Below are 18818 nucleotides of genomic sequence, written 5' to 3'. Positions count from 1 at the left end.
AAGCTAAAAAAAAATCCGCCACATTGGGCGGATTTTTTATTAGCTCACCGAAGTGATTAGAAGCGGTAACCTACGCCCGCGATCCAGGTGCCAACGTCAACGTTGCGGATACGGCTCTGCTCATAGGAGAAGTCCAGAGCCACGTCCTGGATTGGGTTGAACTGCAGGCCTGCGCCATAGGAGAAGCCGTAGTCGCTGTTGCTTGCAGTGCGGTTCAGACCCTGGTTTTCGGTCTGCTGGAATTTACCGTAGCCAACACCTACAACACCGTAGATGCTCGCCCAGTCGTTCAGACGGTAAGCTGGACCAGCAGTGATACCGTAGTACTGGCCTTTGTTGTATGCGCCGTTTTCAGTACGATCTTTCTCGGTGTAGGTGAAAGAACCGATCACGCCCAGCGGGTTGTTATCCTGCTCGTAACGATACTTCAGGTTGAAACCGTTGGTTTTGTTCATCACGCCCTGCATATCGCTCTGAGCGTAACCACCAGTTACAGTAGAAGTAGCAGCTACAGCGGTACCTGCGGAAACAGCCAGTACAGCGGCCAGTGCTGAAAGACATGCAATTTTTTTCATAACCACCTCAAATGTGCTTCAAGTAAGTCCGTAAGTTTTAAATATATCAAAAAATTTTGCGAAACTCTTTGTGATTCGTGATGTCTAATGAGGCCTTTCCTGTAACAGAACGTTTCCAACCTCAGCTAACTCTTTCAAATCACATGCGATTTTTCCTACTAAACGCCCATATTGCGCGTCTGCGCCGTTACATTCATCCAGATTATTCCTAATCTTTCAGGTGATAAATCCACCAGCGCTTAACCATTTTACGGATTTCACGGGTCTTTTTTTTCAACCTAGTCTCAACCGTAGCTGTATATTTCCTTTACACTGCAACCTTTACTCCACTTGACATTAGCTGACAGGAGAAAGGATGCCTGGGTTATCCCGCACGTCGTCGGTCTGGTTGCCGGTAGCCGTCATACTTATTGCCATGTTGTCCATTCAAAGCGGTGCTTCGCTGGCAAAATCGCTTTTTCCACTGGTGGGTGCGCCCGGGGTAACAGCCCTGCGTATCGTGCTGGGAACGGCGATACTGGTCGTCATCTTCAAACCCTGGCGTCTGCGCTTCAAAAAAGAGCAACGTCTCCCCCTGCTTTTTTATGGTCTGTCCCTCGGGGCAATGAACTATATGTTCTACCTCTCCATCCAGACCATCCCGCTGGGGATTGCCGTCGCGCTGGAGTTTACCGGCCCGCTGGCGGTCGCGCTTTTCTCGTCACGTCGTCCGGTGGATTTTATCTGGGTCGTGCTGGCCGTTCTGGGCTTATGGTTCCTGCTGCCGCTCGGCCAGAATGTCTCAGAGATTGATCTCACGGGCGCAGCGCTGGCGCTGGGAGCAGGAGCCTGCTGGGCTGTCTATATACTCACCGGGCAGCGAGCGGGTGAAGAGCATGGCCCGGCAACGGTCGCCCTGGGTTCCGTGATTGCGGCTATCGTTTTTGTGCCGATCGGTATGGCGCAGGCCACGGAGTCTATCTGGCAATGGTCAGTCATGCCCATCGGGCTGGCGGTCGCTATTCTTTCAACGGCTCTCCCCTATTCTCTGGAGATGATTGCCCTGACGCGTCTGCCGACGCGCATATTTGGCACTCTGATGAGCATGGAGCCCGCCCTTGCGGCGATCTCCGGGATGGTGTTCCTGGGCGAAACGCTGACGTTTACCCAGACGCTGGCGCTCTGCTCAATTATCGCGGCGTCAATGGGGTCAACGCTCACCATGCGCCCTGAACCTAAAGTTGAGAAAATCGACATCGGCTAATGCCATATATTCTGCATGGCTTCACGGCCATGCAGAATAAAGGCCAGAATGCCATCCGTTATAATTTCTTACATAGTTTGTCATATAACCGAAATATCCTTCCCCACCTATTCCCCTCCAGGCGAATTAAGATTGATCTGTATCAATTTTAAAATTATCGATTAATTTCAATAAATTAAATTATCAACCGCCTTCTTGCTATTAAACCGATAGGCACAGCCAGACCGCAGAGAAAAAATCCGGTGCTATACTTAGTTCCGTAATTACCTGGGACATAAACATCAAGAGGATATGAGATTATGAGTACCGCTAAACTGGTGAAAACGAAAGCGTCTAATCTGCTTTATACCCGTAACGATGTATCGGATAGCGACAAAAAAGCGACCATTGAGTTGCTGAATCGCCAGGTGATCCAGTTCATCGATCTTTCGCTGATCACCAAACAGGCCCACTGGAATATGCGCGGTGCAAACTTCATTGCCGTCCATGAAATGCTGGATGGCTTCCGCACAGCACTGGTGACACACCTCGATACGATGGCTGAACGTGCCGTTCAGCTGGGTGGTGTTGCGCTTGGGACCACGCAGGTGATCAACAGCAAAACGCCGCTGAAAAGCTACCCGCTGGATATCCACACCGTTCAGGATCACCTGAAAGAGCTGGCGGACCGCTACGCGATTGTGGCCAATGACGTGCGCAAAGCGATTAGCGAAGCCAAGGATGAAGATACCGCAGACATCTTCACCGCCGCGTCCCGCGACCTGGATCAGTTCCTGTGGTTTATCGAATCTAACATCGAGTAATCCATAAGACTTTCCTGTCAAACCCTCGCCTCTGGTGAGGGTTTTGCACATTTATGGTGCACAGTTTTTGCCTGAGACGGTGCAAAAGTGAATAAATTGTAATAATCACCTCACACAACCGTTAATGGAAGATTGTTTTTTCGTCAGAATTTACGCTTAATATCTCCCCGTCAGTTGACCCAAACGAAGCGCACCAAAATGGTGCTCCATGCTGGTGCAACACGACATCATTGCCACGCTTTTTGTGCAATGTATGATTTCATCCCCTTTGTAAAACAACAGCTTGTAAAGTTGGCACGATTTTTTCATTGTGCCAGTCGTTCTCGCAGGGGATCGCCCCGTGGATATAAAAGGAAATGCTATGAAGTCTGTATTAAAAGTTTCACTGGCTGCACTTACCCTGGCTTTTGCGGTGTCCTCTCAGGCTGCCGACAAACTGGTTGTGGCGACCGACACGGCGTTCGTTCCGTTTGAATTCAAACAGGGTGACAAATACGTTGGTTTTGATGTTGATCTGTGGGCCGCTATCGCCAAAGAACTCAAACTGGACTACACCCTGAAGCCGATGGACTTCAGCGGCATCATCCCGGCGCTGCAAACCAAAAACGTCGATCTGGCGCTGGCGGGCATCACCATTACCGAAGAACGTAAAAAAGCGATCGACTTCTCTGACGGCTACTACAAAAGCGGCCTGCTGGTGATGGTCAAAGCGGATAATAACGACGTAAAAAGCGTGAAAGACCTCGACGGTAAAGTGGTGGCAGTGAAGAGCGGCACCGGTTCCGTGGATTACGCGAAAGCGAACATCAAAACCAAAGACCTGCGCCAGTTCCCGAACATTGACAACGCGTATATGGAACTCGGCACCAACCGTGCTGACGCTGTTCTGCACGACACGCCGAACATCCTGTACTTCATTAAAACGGCGGGTAACGGCAAGTTCAAAGCCGTGGGCGACTCTCTGGAAGCTCAGCAGTACGGTATCGCGTTCCCGAAAGGCAGCGACGATCTGCGCACCAAAGTTAACGGCGCACTGAAAACGCTGAAAGAGAACGGCACCTACAACGAAATCTATAAAAAATGGTTCGGTACTGAGCCTAAATAATTTTACCTGAATTCAGGTTTATAGCGCCCGGCGGCGCTCACGCTGGCCGGGCCTACATTTTTCGTTTTTCACCACGGTATACAGGAATACATCATGCAGTTTGACTGGAGCGCCATCTGGCCTGCCATTCCACTCTTGCTTGAAGGCGCTAAAATGACCCTGTGGATTTCGGTCCTGGGTCTGGTAGGTGGGTTGATTATCGGTCTTGTCGCCGGTTTCGCCCGCACCTACGGTGGCTGGATTGCAAACCACATCGCACTGGTTTTCATCGAAGTGATCCGCGGCACGCCGATTGTCGTGCAGGTCATGTTTATCTACTTCGCCCTGCCAATGGCCTTCACCGACCTGCGCATCGATCCGTTCAGCGCGGCCGTCGTGACCATTATGATCAACTCGGGCGCCTACATCGCGGAAATCACCCGCGGGGCGGTGCTGTCGATTCATAAAGGTTTCAGCGAAGCCGGTCTGGCATTAGGTCTTTCTCGTCGCGAAACGATCCGCCACGTTATTCTCCCGCTGGCGCTGCGCCGCATGCTGCCGCCGCTGGGTAACCAGTGGATTATCAGCATTAAAGATACATCGCTGTTCATCGTTATCGGCGTGGCCGAACTGACCCGTCAGGGCCAGGAAATTATTGCGGGCAACTTCCGCGCGCTGGAAATCTGGAGTGCGGTCGCCGTTGTTTATCTGATCATTACGCTGGTACTGAGCTTCGTTCTGCGCCGTCTTGAAAGAAGGATGAAAATCCTGTGATTGAATTTAAAAACGTCTCCAAGCACTTTGGCCCAACCCAGGTGCTGCACAATATCGATCTGAATATCAAGCAGGGTGAAGTGGTGGTGATTATCGGGCCTTCCGGTTCCGGTAAATCGACCCTGCTGCGCTGCATCAACAAGCTGGAAGAGATCACCAGCGGCGATCTGATCGTTGACGGTCTGAAGGTAAACGACCCGAAAGTGGACGAGCGTCTGATTCGTCAGGAAGCGGGCATGGTGTTCCAGCAGTTCTACCTGTTCCCGCACCTGACGGCGCTGGAAAACGTGATGTTTGGCCCACTGCGCGTGCGCGGTGCCAACAAAGCGGCGGCGGAAACGCTGGCAAAAGATCTGCTGGCGAAGGTTGGCCTGGCGGAGCGTGCGCACCACTACCCTTCCGAGCTCTCCGGTGGCCAGAAGCAGCGCGTGGCGATTGCGCGCGCGCTGGCGGTGAAACCGAAGATGATGCTGTTTGATGAGCCGACGTCCGCACTCGACCCGGAGCTGCGCCACGAGGTGCTGAAAGTCATGCAGGATCTGGCGGAAGAAGGGATGACGATGGTGATCGTGACCCACGAAATCGGCTTTGCTGAGAAAGTGGCTTCCCGCCTGATCTTTATTGATAAAGGCCGCATCGCCGAAGACGGTAACCCGCAGGAATTGATCGCGAATCCGCCTAGCCAGCGTCTGCAGGAGTTCCTGCAGCACGTCTCCTGATCCCTCGCTACATACCGAGCCGGGCTTGCCCGGCTTTTTTACGCCAGATTGTTCCCAAAAACTTCCCTCCGCCTCTCGCCCTCTATACTTATCATTTTGCACGATATTTTTGTCGGAGGACGCCGTGCCGTGGATCCTGCTGCTGTTGATAAGCCTGTTTAGTGCGCCATCGCTCGCCGTGGCAATCCCCGGCGTCACCACCGGAGCAACTGCTACTCAGCAAAATACGCCGCCTCCGGAGCCGGATGTAGAACAAAAAAAAGCGGCCTATAGCGCACTTGCCGACGTCCTTGAGAATGACACCTCCCGGCAGGAGCTGATCGATCAGTTGAGGAAGGTGGCCGCCACGCCGCCTCAGGATCCGGTTCCGACCATTACGCCACCGCAGGTCGAAGAGGAAAAGACGGTACTGGAAAACGTCACCGACATCAGCCGCCGCTACGGGGAAGCCCTGTCGTCGCGTTTTGCCCAGCTCTATCGAAATCTTGTTGGCACCTCGCATAAACCTTTTAATCCCCACACCTTCACCGCAGCCGCCACGCAGTTTGCGATTCTGGCGGGTGCCGTATTCATTTTTTACTGGCTGCTGCGCCTGTGCGCCTGGCCGCTCTACCGGAAGATGGGCCACTGGGGACGGAAAAAAAATCAGCATAAAAGCAGCTGGCTGCACCTCCCGGCCATGATTACCGGGGCGTTTATCATCGATTTACTGCTGCTGGCCCTGACGCTGTTTGTCGGTCAGGTGCTGGCGGATCGCCTCAATACGGGCAACAAAACCATTGCCTTCCAGCAGGCGCTCTTCCTGAATGCGTTTGCGCTCATCGAATTTTTTAAAGCGGTGCTGCGCGTCATCTTTTGCCCGCGCGTGCCTGAACTTCGCCCTTTCAACATCAACGACGACAGCGCGAAATACTGGGCCGTGCGGCTAAGCGTGCTCAGCGGGCTGATAGGATACGGCCTGCTGGTTGCCGTGCCGATTATCTCCAACCAGGTCAACGTGCAGTTTGGCGCGCTGGCGAACGTGCTGATTATGCTCTGTATAACCGTCTGGTCTCTGTACCTTATCTTTCACAATAAAAGGACGATCACCGAGAGTCTGCTGCATCTGGCCGACCGTTCCCTCTCTTTCTTCAGCCTGTTTATCCGCGCCTTCGCGCTGGTGTGGCACTGGCTGGCAAGCGCGTATTTTATTGTGCTGTGCTTCTTCTCGCTGTTCGACCCGGGAAACAGCCTGAAATTTATGATGGGGGCGACGTTTAAAAGCCTGGCGATTATCGGCATCGCGGCGTTTGTGTCCGGGCTGCTGTCCCGCTGGATCTCGAAAACCATCACCCTGTCGCCGCAGGTGCAGCGTAATTACCCGGAACTGCAAAAACGGGTGAACGGCTGGGTGTCGGTGTCGCTGAAGGTGGCGCGCATTCTGACCGTCTGCGTGGCGATCATGCTGCTGCTGAATGCGTGGAGCCTGTTTGATTTCTGGAACTGGCTACATAACGGCGCAGGCGAGAAGACCGTCGATATTTTAATTCGTATCGCGCTGATTCTGTTCTTCTCCGCCGTCGGCTGGACGCTGCTGGCGAGCCTTATCGAGAACCGTCTGGTATCGGATATTCACGGCAGACCGCTCCCCAGCGCCCGCGCACGCACGCTGTTGACCCTGTTCCGCAATGCGCTGGCGGTGATCATCAGCACCATCACCATCATGATTGTGCTATCGGAAATCGGCGTGAATATCGCCCCGCTGCTGGCGGGTGCCGGCGCGCTGGGTCTGGCGATCTCCTTCGGCTCGCAAACGCTGGTGAAGGATATTATTACCGGCATCTTTATCCAGTTTGAGAACGGGATGAACACAGGGGATCTGGTGACCATCGGGCCGCTGACCGGTACCGTGGAGAGGATGTCGATTCGCTCGGTAGGCGTGCGTCAGGATACCGGGGCATATCACATCATTCCCTGGTCATCGATCACTACCTTCGCCAACTTTGTGCGCGGCATTGGCTCCGTTGTGGCCAACTACGATGTGGATCGTCATGAAGATGCCGACAAAGCGAAGCAGGCGCTGCGGGATGCGGTCAGTGAACTGATGGAAATGGAGGATATTCGCGGGCTGGTGATTGGCGAGCCGTCGTTTGCCGGCATCGTTGGGCTGACCAACACGGCTTTCACCCTGCGCGTGTCGTTCACCACCCAGCCGCTGAAGCAGTGGACGGTGCGCTTTGCCCTCGACAGCATGGTGAAAAAGCACTTCGATCTGGCGAACGTGCGAACGCCGGTGCAGACGTATCAGGTATTGTCGCCGCCCGCCTCGCCGCTCCCTCCGCAGGAGCCGACGCTGTAACCGAGCCGGGTGGCGGCTTTGCCCTACCCGGCCTGGGGCGGGATACTATTTGCGACGTTTGTTATCGTCCATAAACGACCAGGCGATAAATCGGCTCTGCTTCTGGCCCTGCGCCATCTCTTTTTTCACCACTTTTACGGCACCCGCTTCGCTCAGCGCGCGGTAGAGCGGCGGCAGGTTATCCCCGCGGGAAACCAGCGTCGTGAACCACTTCAACTGACGGCCAAACTGTTGGCTTTCCGCAATCATGCGCAGGATGAAGGCAACTTCACCGCCCTCGCACCACAGCTCCTGCTGCTGCCCGCCGAAGTTCAGCACGGCGTCTTCCGCCTGACCGAGGTTGCGGCGTTTACGTTCGCTGCCCGCGCGAGCCGCTGCCGCCGAATCATGAAACGGCGGGTTGCACATCGTAGCGTCATAGCTTTCGTTTTTATGAATTATGCCGTTGAAGATGGAAGCCGCCTCTTTCTGACGACGCAGACGAATGGAACGGCTCAGGCCAGGGTTCGCACTGATAATCGCCTGCGCGCTGGCAAAGGCCTCGGCGCCGATTTCGCTCCCGGTGAAGCGCCAGTGATATTCATGTACGCCAATCAGCGGGTAAATCAGGTTTGCCCCGGTGCCTATATCCAGGATGGAAGCCTGCTGCGGTACAGCGCCGTCACGATCTTCGGCAAGCAGATCGGCAAGGTGATGAACGTAATCAGCGCGGCCCGGCACAGGGGGGCAGAGAAAGCCTTCCGGAATATCCCAGTGAGCCACACCGTAAAAATGCGCCAGCAGGGCTTTGTTCAGCGTTTTCACCGCCTGCGGATCGGCAAAGTTGACGGTCGGCTCACCCGCTGGGGTCTGGACAATATAGTCCTGCAGCGCAGGGCAGCTCTGGCACAGGGCGTTCATGTCGTAGCGGCTGCGGTGGCGATTTCGTGGGTGCAATCCCGGCTTTTGGGAAGTCATGGCGTTCTCCTTTAAACAGCGGCGTAAGATACCCTGTGCTGGCCCAGCGGTAAATCTTTCTCTGCGGCGCTTAAAAAAACACCGTAAATCAAACACCTCTACGTCTATGATCTGTCAGCGAATTGTCAGTTTTTATCGTTCAAAAAATAAGCAGATCATCATCAAATATTTGCGCTAAGTCACCCTCGTCAGGCTTCTAAACTTAAAGGGAATCACCTGTTGTTTCCTCATGAGGATGTGATTATGAAAAAGTACCTGACCCTTGCTGTTATCGCCGGCGCCCTGGCAACGGCTTCATTTTCTGCGATGGCCGTTCAGCCACTGAATGAAAGTACCGATACTAGCCAACTGCGTCCGGCGGGCACCGTCTCGGTAAGTCGCGCAAGTAACCTGGACGATCTGCAGAATAAACTGGCCGAAAAAGCCCGCCAGGAAGGTGCGAAAGGCTTTGTCGTGAACTCCGCTGGCGGAGATAACCATATGTACGGCACAGCAACCATCTATAAATAATTTTTTTCCTCCACAAAAAGACTGCATCTGCCTGCCGGATGCAGTTCATTTCCGCTTTATCTTGATTGTTCATTTTTTAACCCCATATTAAAAGCAGGGTATAAACCGATTTCAGGAGGATGCCATGGCTTCCGGTTGGGCGAATGACGACGCCGTTAACGAACAGATCAACAGTACCATTGAAGATGCGGTTGCGCGCGCTCGCGGTGAGATTCCGCGCGGCGAAAGTTTGAAGGAGTGCGAAGAATGCGGAGAGCCGATCCCGGAGGCACGGCGTAAAGCCATTCCAGGCGTAAGGTTATGCATTACCTGCCAGCAGGATAAAGATTCAAAAAATGCCTCACATTCAGGTTATAATCGCAGAGGATCGAAAGATAGCCAGTTACGCTGACTCTCCTTTACCTAAGTTAACCCTGCCTGCACTTACCTTTACGCTCACGGTTTTTAGCGAACCGCGTGGCAAAATGTGCCCTTCATCTTTCTTCTGTAAAGCGCATCCACAAGAAGTGTAAAGCGCTGGCTTGAATTTATTAATATTCAATAAGTTATTTGTCATTCAATTTTTTTGACTGACCACGTCAATTCTCTTCGATTTTATCCCTCAGGAAAAAACGTGATACTTATCACATCGACGGAACATCGTCCCCTTAACAGAAAACACCTGCGAGAGATTAATTATGAAAACCATCAAATATGCTGTAGCTGCTGTTGCCCTGTCCGCTCTGTCTTTCGGCGCATTCGCCGTAGAGCCTGTTTCATCCACTCAGGCCCAGAGCATGAATAAAATCGGTGTGGTAAGTGCAGAAGGCGCGACCACGCTGGACGGCCTGGAAGCCAAGCTGGCTGAGAAAGCCGCTGCTGCCGGTGCAAGCGGATACACCATCACCTCCGCTAACACCAATAACAAGCTGAGCGGTACTGCGGTTATCTACAAATAATCGCCTGAAATGAATGCTGTACCCTCGCCAAACCCTCTGGTGAGCTGCTCCAACCCTCATTGACCCTGTTGTTTGTTACCCTTGCTTGCCCGTCCGCCACTGGACGGGCTTTTTTTTGCTTAAAACGACTGTGCCACCCGCTGTAACCCCGCTTCCACCGTCTCTACCTCCCCTGTCGCCAGCAAGCAGCAGGCCATTTGCAGCTTGATCGACTGTGGGACCGGCACATTTCCGGCCAGGCACTGCGTAATCCAGTGCGCGGTAACCTGCGGATCTTTTGACTCCGGCAGAATCACATCGCTGTTTTCTTCCCCGCGTTCAAGCACAACGCGCGTACCGGCAGAATCGATCAGCATCAGCTGTGGGCAACGCTGCGGGTTGGCGTACACCTCCCCTTCTGTTCCGTGCATCAGCAGTGCGCGTCCACCGATTTCGGTAAAGAACTGACCGACGCGCGTCACGTACTCCGGATGAGAAACACTGGAAAGGCGCAGTGCGGCATCCTCAGCAAACGGCGTTGCCAGCTTCGCCAGGGTGTGCGCACTGTTACGCACGCCCATGCGCCAGCGCATGTCCAGCTGCTTTTCCAAAGGTGGGCAGAGCGCACGAACGGGAATATAGACCGGCTGGTTCCCCTCCAGCTTTGCCTGCGCCTGGCCGGCATGGAGAGTCGGTTCAATGCCCAGCAGTTCAAAGATGGTTTCTGTCAGCACGCGCGTGGGATCTTCGCTGACCCCATGTACCACCACCGGGAACCCCAGCTTATGTAACAATATCGCCAGCAGCGGCGTCAGGTTTGCCTGCTTGCGCGCCCCGTTATAGCTCGGGATCACAATCGGCATCGGTTTTGCCACTGGCGGCGTTAAGCGCAGCGTTTGTGCCTGCATCGCCTCGTAGAAACCACGCATCTCCGCTTCGCCTTCGCCTTTGATACGCAGCGCAATCAGGATGCCGCCCATTTCCAGGTCCGGTACCTCGCCGTTGAGCATACGGGTGTAAAGCGCGCGAGCGGTTTCATGGTCCAGGTCGCGGGCGTGGTTTTTCCCACGACCTACCTCTTTGATAATTTTGCGATAATCCACGACATTCCTCCTGACAGCCTATCTTGTTAACACTATAGCCCTGATGAATGGCTATCCGTTAGTTTTTTATCCCTTAAGACAACCTTCTGTTTTAATAGTAAAAAATAAACACAAGCTTTTTTTCAATTATTTGTGATTTCTATAGCAGATTCGTATTCATACATTTTTTGATTAAATAACCAGCGGAAAGTCATTAAGGGTCAACGGTGAAAACGTCCAGGCAACGCTCTCACCCGAAACATATCAGGATTTGCTATGAACAAGGTTGCTTTAGGTTTAATCATCGCCGCAGCGGTGGGATGTTCTGCATCCACGTTTGCGGCAACGAACGGTGAAGGGCAAATAAACTTCACCGGCGAAATTATCGATTCTGCTTGTCAGGTCGTAAATGGATTAAGTAATCCATTAAATGTACAGCTGGGGAAAGTGTCTAAAACGGTATTTACCGGTGCAGGCTCTACCAGCACCTTAACGAAGTTTGATATTCAGTTAACGAATTGTCCTGACACGGTCACCTCCGCCGCCATTAACTTTGGCGGAACACCGGATGCGAATAACAATTCAACGCTTGCCTTAACGCCAGATACCGATGCGGCGACAGGGGTGGCGATTCAGCTGGTGGATGCCTCGCAGCAGCCTGTCAGCCTGTATACGCCGTCTCAGCAGTATCAGTTAACCTCCGGCACGGCGGTTAACGATCTGGAGTTCGGCGCACGCTATATCCAAACCGGCCCGGCAATTACCGCAGGCCCTGCTAACTCCGTTTCAACCTTCACCGTTATTTATAACTGATCTTATCAATCCGGAGATATTAATGCTTTCGCGAGCATTAATATCTTCTCTATTCATTGAGAAATCTTTATGCGCCACGGTTATTTACTGAGCACGCTTTTACTGGTAGCAACTGCTTCACATGCTGGGGTCATTATTAACGGCACCCGACTGGTCTATCAGGGAGATAAAAAGGAATCTTCTCTTGGTCTTTCAAATCCAGATGCGACGGATTATCTGGTGCAGTCCTGGGTTGATTCCGGCGGTAAAAACCTGGCCAAAGCCCCGTTCCTGATCACCCCGCCGCTTTTCCGTCTGGATGCGCACGAAGATAACGTTCTGCGCGTGGTGCGTACGGGCGGAAATTTACCGGAAGACAGGGAATCCCTGTACTGGTTGAACATTAAAGCGATCCCTTCCTCAAAGCACGTTGAGGGGGTGAATACGCTGCAAATTGCTATCAATACCCGCATTAAATTGCTCTATCGCCCGTCTGCGGTAAAAGGCCGTCCAGAAGATGTGGCGGATAAGCTTGAATGGCGCCGCGAAGGGAACGACCTCGTGGTGAATAACCCCACGCCGTTTTATATGAATTTCCAGACCGTCACGCTGAATGGTCATAAAGTCGCGAAAGCCACCTGGGCTGTTCCGAAAACGGAAACGCATTTTGCCTTACCGGGTAATGTTGGGGGCGCGAACGTGACGTATTCCATTATTACCGACTACGGCAGCATCAGCCATACCTGGTCGAAATCCGTTCATTAATATTTTTTCCCGGTAATAAAATAATTATGTACAGCCATAAAAAGCCGTTCACCTGCCGATTGTCTTCATTGCTGGTCATTCTCTGTGGCCTGGCAATGGCGATCTTTGCGCAGCAGGTTATGGCTGATGATTATTTTAACCCTGCCCTGCTGGATATTGATAATCCCCAGCAGGGTAAAACCGATTTGTCCATCTATGAAAAAGGGCCAGGTCAGGCGCCGGGGAAATATGAGGTCGCGGTATTTATCAATAATAATAAAATTGATACCCGCAACGTGACCTTTACGCTTCAGAAAGATTCGCAGGGCAACAGCACGCTGCAGCCTTGCTTTAGCCTTGAGGAATTAAAAAGCCTCGGCATCAAAACCAAAAAATTTCCGCAGCTGATGGCCAAAGGCCAGTGTGCTGATTTACATGTCATTCCTGCTGCATCCGCCACCTTTCGCGTTCGCAACCAGCAGCTGCTGATGAGCATCCCTCAAACGGCGCTGGGCCAGGTGCCTCGCGGTTACATTGACCCGAAAGAGTTTGACGAAGGGATCACTGCGGGCCTGCTTAATTACAGCGCCAATGCCAGCCACAGCCGCGCGCGACAGCACGGTGAGCAGGATAACAGCAGCCAGTACGTAAACCTGCGCCCAGGCCTGAACGTTGGCGCATGGCGCATTCGCAACTATTCCACCTGGAATCGCAGCACCACGGGCCATGAGGAGGAGCAGAAATTCACCTCCGTTTATACCTATGCGCAACGCGATATCGTGGCAATGAAAAGCGACATCACCGTCGGCCAGAGCTCATCCCCTGCCGACGTGTTTGACAGCGTTCCCTACACCGGGGTGGAGCTGAAATCCGACAGCGACATGCTGCCGGACAGCGAGAAAGGCTACGCGCCGATTATCCGCGGCACGGCCCACAGCAACGCGCTGGTGGTGGTTCGCCAGAACGGCTACGTCATTTATCAGAACACGGTCGCGCCGGGCGCCTTCGAAATTAACGATCTCTACCCCACCGGCAGCAGCGGCGACCTGCAGGTTACCGTGAAAGAGACCGACGGCAGCGAAAGCCATTTTGTCGTGCCGTTTGCCTCCGTGCCGGTCTTGCAGCGTGAAAAAAACCTGCGCTACAGCGTGACCGCCGGGCGTTATCGTTCCTATGACAACGATGTCGAAAAGACCCCGTTTGCCCAGGGCAGCGCCATCTACGGTTTACCCTACGGTATCACCGCCTACGGCGGCGTTCAGCAGAGCAGCCATTATCAGTCTCAGGCGGTGGGCGTCGGGAAAAACATGGGCGATTTAGGCGCCTTCTCCATTGACGTCACTCGCGCCAAAGCCCTGCTGAAAAAACAGCAGGCCAGCAAAGGCCAGTCGTGGCGCGTGCGCTACAGCAAAGATATCGCCCAGTCAGGCACTAACTTCTCGCTGGCCGGCTACCGCTATAACAGCAAAGGGTTTTACACCCTGGAAGACACCATGGAGTCGTATACCCGCTCTGACGACTGGTCTGAACCGCAGCAGCGCCGCGCCCGTACCGAAGCCACCGTCGACCAGACGCTGCCGGAAGGCTGGGGTTCCCTAACCCTGAGCCTGGTGAAAGAGACCTACTGGACCCAGAGCCAGGACATGACCTCGGTGAGCGTCAGCTACAACAACAGCTGGCACGGCGTGAGCTACAGCCTCAGCTACAGCATGAACAAAAACACCCGCGACAGCGACGAAGACGGCAATGAGGTGACGAACGACAACCAGTTCGCGCTGAGCGTCTCGGTGCCGCTGGACCACTGGATGCATAACACCTGGGCCACCTACAACCTGAACAACACCAAAGATGGCACCACGCAGAATATCGGTCTGAACGGCACGGCGCTGAAAGAAGATAACCTCAACTGGAATATTCAGGAGGGGGTGAGCAGTACCGGCAGCGGCAACTCCACCAGCCTCAACGCCGATTACAAAGCAACGTACGGCGAACTCAGCGGCGGCGTCAGCCAGGACAAATATCAGCAGACCGTGAACGTCGGCCTGCAGGGCGGCGTGGTTGCCCATGCGAACGGCATCACCCTGAGCCAGCCGCTCGGTGAGACCATCGCGCTGGTGAAAGCGCCGGGCACGCACGGGACGCATATCACTAATCAGACCGGCGTTGAAACCGACTTCCGCGGCTACACCGTTGTCCCGTATGTGACCGCGTATCGCCACAACACCATTGCGCTGGATACCGAAACGCTGCCGGACAATGCCGACGTCACCCACGCCGCGCAGGTCGTCACCCCAACTCGCGGGGCCGTGGTGCGCGCCAGCTTTAACACCCGCGTGGGCAACCGCGTGCTGATGACGCTGACGCACAACGGCAAACCGCTGCCGTTCGGCGCGACGGTCACCACAGAGGATAAGGACAGCGAGTTTATTGTGGGTAATGACGGCCAGACCTATCTTTCGGGTCTGCCGCAGCAGGGGCATCTCGCCGTTTCCTGGGGACAGGACGCGAGCGAGCACTGCATCGCTGACTATGCGCTAACGGATGAGAAAGAGAAAACCAGCATCATTAACGCTGCCGCGCAGTGTCATTGATTCACCGTTCAGGCTAACGACTATGCAAATGATAAAACAATGCTTTTTCTTACTGATTCTGGGCACCGCGGCATTATTTATGCCGCATGCGAAGGCTGACTGCACTACGCCCGATATGCCGAAAATGATCAACGTTGCCACCATTTCGGTCCCGACGACGCTGGCAGTAGGCGCGACCATTCCCGGTACGGAGCAGACTGTACACGTCGCGGGTAACTGCAACCATCCGTACGAAAGCGGGATGGAAATCATCTCCTGTTATTACGGAAGTGGTTCGGAGATACCCGGGTTGGCCGGCGTTTATGACACAGGCGTGCCTGGAGTCGGCATTGCCTTAAGGAACGACCAGGGCCAGCGCATTTCAGGCGGGGGAAAGGTCGCCTGCGATTCCCGCAGTACGCCCATCGGCTATGTCTCGACCGATGGATATCAGTCCTTTGACTTTAACGTCACGCTTGAGCTGGTTAAAACCAGTGATGCGGTACAGTCCGGCACGCTGCTTCAGGCGCAAACAGAGTTCGGTATTGGCGTATATGGCAACGACGGCATTGGTTCACCCAATGTTATCTCCTACGCAGGAAACGTTAACTTCCAGAACGTCACCTGCTCCGTTTCCCCAAAAAACCTGACCATTAATCTGGGCGACTTCCCGGTCAGCGATTTTATTAGCGTGGGGATGTTATCAAGCCCGGCGCAAAACTTTGACGTGACGGTGAACTGCAACAGCAACGTGCAGCCTGAAGTGAAGGTCACCAGTTCAAATGGTTATGAACCGGGGTCAGCAGGGGTGATCAAACTCACCCGGCAGCCCGGCATGGCAACCGGCGTCGGGGTCAGAATGCTGGTTGATAACCAACTCGCCACCTTTGACACCTACGTGAACACCCAAAGCCAGGCAATCGCCAACCAGACGCTGGCGATCCCGTTTGAGGTTCGCTACGAACAAACCAGCAACGTCGTGACGCCAGGCCCTGCCAACACCGTCGCCACCGTTACCCTCGCTTATAAGTGACGATCATGAAAAAAACAGCTTTGATGCTGGCGCTGGGCCTGATAGCCCAGGCCCACGCCGATGATATTCAGATCCAGATGACGGGGAATATTTACGCCAACACCTGCGTCATTGACAGCGCCAGCCGCAACCTGACTGTAGATTTAGGCCAGGCAGTATCAGGTAATTTTAAAGATGTAGGGGATACCGGCGAATGGAAAGATTTTTCGCTCTCGGTATCGCACTGTCCCGCCACGCTGGCGCTTGCCACGGCCTATTTCTACGGCCAGGCAGACAGCGTGCACCCGACCAAATTCGCCAACACCGGCAGCGCGAAGGGGCTGGCGCTGGAGCTGGCCGACCGACAGGACAAGATCCTGATCGCCCCGCAGGCGGCGTTTAACGTGCCGATTAACCCGGCTGACCACACGGCCACGTTTCCGCTCTCCGCCCGCTATTACGCCACGTCTATGCCCGTCTCCGCAGGCACGTTCAGCAGCGTGATTCAGGTGACCTTTACTTACCAGTAGGACCGCGCCCCTTAGCACGGATGCTTTTCCTGCGCCCGGCGGCCAGTTTTGCCGGGCGTTTTTTTACTTCAGGCACCTCCGGCTGCTCAATCGGGAAGATCGGCAGCGCGTTCAGCAGCCGCTGACCGTAGTTTTTGGTGAGCAAACGCTTGTCGTAAATCACTACCTCACCCCAGCAGCCGTGGCTACGAATAAGACGCCCCACCTGCTGAATCAGGTTAAACGACGCCGCAGGCAGGCTCTGCACCTCAAACGGATAGCGGTTGAGGCTTTTCAGCCACTCGCCCTCGGTGATCACCACCGGGCTGTCGATAGGCGGAAAGGCGATCTTATGGATATGCACCTGCGTCAGGTAATCCCCCTTCAAATCCAGCCCTTCGGCAAAGGACTGTAGCCCCACCAGCACGCTGCGCTCGCCGTTATCAATACGTTTGCGGTGCGTTTCCACCAGCCGGTAACGGGGCTGGTCGCCCTGCACCAGCAGGAGTAAACGCAGGTCGGTGACGTGCTCCAGGAAGCGCTGCATCGCCCGCCCGCTGGCAAACAGCACCAGCATGCCGGGATATTTTTTACTTTCGACCTGCTCGCGGAAGTAGGCCGCCATCTCCGCAATGTGCTGCTCTTCGTTGTCGATAAGCGGCTCGTATTTCATGCGTGGAATGACCAGCTTGCCCTGCTCGCAGTGGTTGAACGGCGAGTCCAGCGCCACAAAACGATCGCCCGCTTTCTCCTTCAGGCCGCTCATCTCCTGCAACCGTGAAAAGCTGTTCAGAGAGCGCAGCGTCGCAGAGGTAACGACCACGTGCGGCACGCTGCGCCAGATCAGCTTTTCCAGCTGATCGGCCACGCGGATGCCCACGCAGTGGAAAAAGAGGTGAACCTGCCCGTCGCGCACCTCGCGGGTGGCCCATTTGGTGACCGGCGCGCCCGACGCCTGCGCCATCGAGGCCAGCCGCCAGAGCTTGCTCTGCGCCTCAAACATCCCCAGCGCGCGGTTCATCTGCAGCAGGATGCGGTGCAGCCGCACCACGTCGTGCGAGCCCGTTTTCTCGCTGAGGTCGTTCATGAACATCTCCGCCAGCCCGCGCAGCTTTTCCAGATGCTTCGCCAGCTGCTGGCAGATCTCCATCACCTCTTCCGGCAACTCGCCCATCGCGAAGCGGTGTTCTGCCTCCTGGGCTGCCGGAAGATAAAGATTCAGAATGTTGTTCAGAGACGAGATAAGGCTGTAAACCTCTTCGCAGTGGTCGCTCAGACGCTCGGGTACCGCCAGCGGCGGCGTGGTTTTCGGGCGAAACTGCTCCATGCAGGTCGCCACCAGTTTGCAGAACAGATCCAGCTGAAGTCGGAACCACGGAGCGGTGATTTCCGCGCTCATCTCCAGCGCGTCACGGGCCACGTCGGGCAGATGGTGGCCTTCGTCGAGCACCAGCAACAGGTTTTTCGGCTCCGGCAGCACCGCTTCGCTCTCCAGCGCCGCCATCACCAGCGCGTGGTTGGCGACAACCACCTCCGCCTCCTGGATCTCGCGCCGGGCGACGAAGAACGGGCATTCCCGGTAGTAGTGACAGTTGCGGTTCAGGCAGCTTGCTTTATCGGTACTGAGCCTGCGCCACAGGTCGTCGCTAATCGCCAGGCTGGTGTGATCCCGCAGGCCGTCCCACTTATAGCCGTCGAGCTCGGCTTTCAGCTTTGCGCACTGCTCCTGCTCGGCTTTGTTGTTTGGCGTCAGCTCGTCATCCAGAAAGGCGAGCAGATCCTGCTGCGAGGGCTCGCTGCTGGCCAGCGCCGCCAGGTTACGCGGACAGACGTAGCGCCCGCGCCCAAAGGCGGCGGTGAAGCGGAGATCGGGGATGATTTTGCGCAGCAACGGCAAATCTTTGCTGAAGATCTGATCCTGCAAGGCCACGTTCGCAGTGCTGACCACCAGCGTTTTGTCCTCTTCCCGCGCGATGGCGATGCCGGGAATGAGATACGACAGGGTTTTCCCGACGCCGGTCGGGGCTTCAATCGCCAGATGTCGCCCGTCGTCCCCGGCGAGCGTTTTTGCCACGTCGGCAATCATCTGCCGCTGCGGCGCTCGGGGGATAAAGTCGGGGATCTGCTGCTGAAGCGCCTTATACCAGGCGCCTATTTGCGCTTTCAGCGCCGCGGTTAAAGCCATTGGA

General features: G+C 54.9%; 18 protein-coding genes. 14 read left to right on the top strand and 4 right to left on the bottom strand.

All coding sequences use genetic code 11. The features are described from left to right. Nucleotides 1-56: 56 nt before the first annotated feature. The gene (gene ompX, locus IM265_RS04450; RefSeq protein ID WP_028012448.1) at nt 57-575 is read right to left on the bottom strand and encodes an outer membrane protein OmpX; all 519 of its coding nucleotides are present in this window, start codon (nt 573-575) and stop codon (nt 57-59) included. Nucleotides 576-930: 355 nt separating this feature from the next. Between ompX and rhtA the strand changes: the two genes are divergently transcribed. The 6 genes from rhtA to ybiO all read left to right on the top strand — a co-directional run bounded on the left by rhtA (nt 931) and on the right by ybiO (nt 7536). After that, on the top strand, nt 931-1818 hold the full coding sequence (gene rhtA / locus IM265_RS04445) for a threonine/homoserine exporter RhtA (protein WP_041910716.1): 888 nt from the start codon (nt 931-933) through the stop codon (nt 1816-1818). A 299-nt stretch (nt 1819-2117) separates the two neighbouring features. Next, nucleotides 2118-2621 (top strand): DNA starvation/stationary phase protection protein Dps, encoded by a 504-nt coding sequence (gene dps / locus IM265_RS04440; RefSeq protein ID WP_008501171.1) that lies wholly within the window; start codon nt 2118-2120, stop codon nt 2619-2621. A gap of 361 nt (nt 2622-2982) precedes the next feature. Next, entirely contained in the window at nt 2983-3726 is a 744-nt protein-coding gene (gene glnH / locus IM265_RS04435) for a glutamine ABC transporter substrate-binding protein GlnH (protein ID WP_014831177.1), read from the top strand. A 93-nt stretch (nt 3727-3819) separates the two neighbouring features. Next, a complete protein-coding gene (gene glnP, locus IM265_RS04430) occupies nt 3820-4479 on the top strand; it encodes a glutamine ABC transporter permease GlnP (RefSeq protein WP_003858462.1) in 660 nt (219 codons plus the stop codon). After that, a complete protein-coding gene (glnQ, locus tag IM265_RS04425; RefSeq protein WP_193056006.1) occupies nt 4476-5198 on the top strand; it encodes a glutamine ABC transporter ATP-binding protein GlnQ in 723 nt (240 codons plus the stop codon). The genes glnP and glnQ overlap by 4 nt, the downstream gene beginning before the upstream one ends. A 124-nt stretch (nt 5199-5322) precedes the next feature. Beyond that, entirely contained in the window at nt 5323-7536 is a 2214-nt protein-coding gene (gene ybiO, locus IM265_RS04420) for a mechanosensitive channel protein (RefSeq protein ID WP_193031018.1), read from the top strand. 45 nt (nt 7537-7581) lie between these two features. Here the strand turns inward: ybiO and rlmF are convergent, their stop codons facing one another. Further along, the gene (gene rlmF, locus IM265_RS04415) at nt 7582-8493 is read right to left on the bottom strand and encodes a 23S rRNA (adenine(1618)-N(6))-methyltransferase RlmF (protein WP_193030883.1); all 912 of its coding nucleotides are present in this window, start codon (nt 8491-8493) and stop codon (nt 7582-7584) included. A 243-nt stretch (nt 8494-8736) separates the two neighbouring features. Here rlmF and mcbA point away from each other — a divergent pair, with 243 nt between their 5' ends. The 3 genes from mcbA to ybiJ all read left to right on the top strand — a co-directional run bounded on the left by mcbA (nt 8737) and on the right by ybiJ (nt 9941). Continuing rightward, on the top strand, nt 8737-9003 hold the full coding sequence (mcbA, locus tag IM265_RS04410; RefSeq protein ID WP_047368146.1) for a DUF1471 family periplasmic protein McbA: 267 nt from the start codon (nt 8737-8739) through the stop codon (nt 9001-9003). Between the two features lie 124 nt (nt 9004-9127). Continuing rightward, nucleotides 9128-9394 (top strand): DksA/TraR family C4-type zinc finger protein, encoded by a 267-nt coding sequence (locus tag IM265_RS04405; protein ID WP_028012442.1) that lies wholly within the window; start codon nt 9128-9130, stop codon nt 9392-9394. A 286-nt stretch (nt 9395-9680) separates the two neighbouring features. Beyond that, nucleotides 9681-9941 (top strand): DUF1471 family protein YbiJ, encoded by a 261-nt coding sequence (gene ybiJ, locus IM265_RS04400; protein ID WP_014883102.1) that lies wholly within the window; start codon nt 9681-9683, stop codon nt 9939-9941. Nucleotides 9942-10060: 119 nt separating this feature from the next. Here ybiJ and ybiB read toward each other — a convergent pair whose 3' ends face one another. Further along, nucleotides 10061-11023 carry a DNA-binding protein YbiB gene (ybiB, locus tag IM265_RS04395; protein ID WP_045630919.1) on the bottom strand — a complete coding sequence of 321 codons (963 nt, stop codon included), beginning with the start codon at nt 11021-11023 and terminating at the stop codon, nt 10061-10063. A 255-nt stretch (nt 11024-11278) separates the two neighbouring features. Here ybiB and IM265_RS04390 point away from each other — a divergent pair, with 255 nt between their 5' ends. The 5 genes from IM265_RS04390 (at nt 11279) to IM265_RS04370 (ending at nt 16650) form a co-directional block, all read left to right on the top strand. Further along, nucleotides 11279-11815, top strand: coding sequence for a fimbrial protein (locus IM265_RS04390; RefSeq protein ID WP_028012440.1), 537 nt, complete (start codon nt 11279-11281; stop codon nt 11813-11815). Between the two features lie 69 nt (nt 11816-11884). Then, nucleotides 11885-12559 (top strand): molecular chaperone, encoded by a 675-nt coding sequence (locus IM265_RS04385; protein ID WP_045259963.1) that lies wholly within the window; start codon nt 11885-11887, stop codon nt 12557-12559. 26 nt (nt 12560-12585) lie between these two features. Beyond that, nucleotides 12586-15129 carry a fimbria/pilus outer membrane usher protein gene (locus tag IM265_RS04380; RefSeq protein ID WP_136486311.1) on the top strand — a complete coding sequence of 848 codons (2544 nt, stop codon included), beginning with the start codon at nt 12586-12588 and terminating at the stop codon, nt 15127-15129. 22 nt (nt 15130-15151) lie between these two features. After that, nucleotides 15152-16141, top strand: a complete 990-nt coding sequence (locus IM265_RS04375) for a fimbrial protein (protein ID WP_193030881.1) — start codon at nt 15152-15154, stop codon at nt 16139-16141. A 5-nt stretch (nt 16142-16146) separates the two neighbouring features. Next, entirely contained in the window at nt 16147-16650 is a 504-nt protein-coding gene (locus IM265_RS04370) for a fimbrial protein (RefSeq protein WP_047368144.1), read from the top strand. Here IM265_RS04370 and dinG read toward each other — a convergent pair. Then, complete coding sequence (dinG, locus tag IM265_RS04365; protein ID WP_193030878.1) at nt 16637-18814, bottom strand: ATP-dependent DNA helicase DinG; 2178 nt, start codon at nt 18812-18814, stop codon at nt 16637-16639. The genes IM265_RS04370 and dinG overlap by 14 nt on opposite strands. Nucleotides 18815-18818 lie beyond the last annotated feature (4 nt).

The sequence above is a fragment of the Enterobacter cloacae complex sp. P17RS genome (assembly GCF_014895885.1).
Lineage (GTDB): Bacteria > Pseudomonadota > Gammaproteobacteria > Enterobacterales > Enterobacteriaceae > Enterobacter > Enterobacter bugandensis.
Note: the sequence above shows the minus strand (reverse complement) of the source record. Positions and strands in the feature narration are given on the sequence as shown.

Excerpts from the sequence above, each read along its gene's own strand:
- ompX (WP_028012448.1), bottom strand. The coding sequence starts at position 575 with ATGAAAAAAATTGCATGTCTTTCAGCACTGGCCGCTGTACTGGCTGTT.
- rhtA (WP_041910716.1), top strand. The coding sequence starts at position 931 with ATGCCTGGGTTATCCCGCACGTCGTCGGTCTGGTTGCCGGTAGCCGTC.
- dps (WP_008501171.1), top strand. The coding sequence starts at position 2,118 with ATGAGTACCGCTAAACTGGTGAAAACGAAAGCGTCTAATCTGCTTTAT.
- glnH (WP_014831177.1), top strand. The coding sequence starts at position 2,983 with ATGAAGTCTGTATTAAAAGTTTCACTGGCTGCACTTACCCTGGCTTTT.
- glnP (WP_003858462.1), top strand. The coding sequence starts at position 3,820 with ATGCAGTTTGACTGGAGCGCCATCTGGCCTGCCATTCCACTCTTGCTT.
- rlmF (WP_193030883.1), bottom strand. The coding sequence starts at position 8,493 with ATGACTTCCCAAAAGCCGGGATTGCACCCACGAAATCGCCACCGCAGC.
- mcbA (WP_047368146.1), top strand. The coding sequence starts at position 8,737 with ATGAAAAAGTACCTGACCCTTGCTGTTATCGCCGGCGCCCTGGCAACG.
- IM265_RS04405 (WP_028012442.1), top strand. The coding sequence starts at position 9,128 with ATGGCTTCCGGTTGGGCGAATGACGACGCCGTTAACGAACAGATCAAC.
- ybiJ (WP_014883102.1), top strand. The coding sequence starts at position 9,681 with ATGAAAACCATCAAATATGCTGTAGCTGCTGTTGCCCTGTCCGCTCTG.
- IM265_RS04390 (WP_028012440.1), top strand. The coding sequence starts at position 11,279 with ATGAACAAGGTTGCTTTAGGTTTAATCATCGCCGCAGCGGTGGGATGT.
- IM265_RS04385 (WP_045259963.1), top strand. The coding sequence starts at position 11,885 with ATGCGCCACGGTTATTTACTGAGCACGCTTTTACTGGTAGCAACTGCT.
- IM265_RS04380 (WP_136486311.1), top strand. The coding sequence starts at position 12,586 with ATGTACAGCCATAAAAAGCCGTTCACCTGCCGATTGTCTTCATTGCTG.
- IM265_RS04375 (WP_193030881.1), top strand. The coding sequence starts at position 15,152 with ATGCAAATGATAAAACAATGCTTTTTCTTACTGATTCTGGGCACCGCG.
- IM265_RS04370 (WP_047368144.1), top strand. The coding sequence starts at position 16,147 with ATGAAAAAAACAGCTTTGATGCTGGCGCTGGGCCTGATAGCCCAGGCC.
- dinG (WP_193030878.1), bottom strand. The coding sequence starts at position 18,814 with ATGGCTTTAACCGCGGCGCTGAAAGCGCAAATAGGCGCCTGGTATAAG.